Origin of the sequence: Psychrobacter sp. 16-MNA-CIBAN-0192, from assembly GCF_040309565.1 — a bacterium.
GTDB lineage: Bacteria > Pseudomonadota > Gammaproteobacteria > Pseudomonadales > Moraxellaceae > Psychrobacter.
In genome coordinates, this window is record NZ_JBEOOX010000369.1 from 1 (window position 1) to 263 (window position 263).

The 263-nt window shown below is 50.2% G+C and carries 1 pseudogene; it reads left to right on the top strand.

The features are described from left to right. Positions 1-263, top strand: a pseudogene (murD, locus tag AAEY78_RS13635) (UDP-N-acetylmuramoyl-L-alanine--D-glutamate ligase); the annotation flags it as partial.

Consider the following 263-nt stretch of genomic DNA (forward strand, 5'->3'; position numbering starts at 1 on the left):
CCTCATCACCGATCCAGAGGGACAGATTTATCTTGCACGCGGGACCGAGCGCTTACTATCAGCGGACAAACTGCCAATTAAAGGTCGTCATAATCTGTTGAATGCACAAGCGGCTTTGGCGCTGGGTGAGCTTGCTGGCTTACCGCTGGATAGCATGCTAAATACCTTGCAGCAGTTCACAGGTCTCGAGCATCGCTGCCAATATGTCGCTACTGCGGCGGGTATTGATTACTTTAACGATTCAAAAGGCACCAATATTGGCT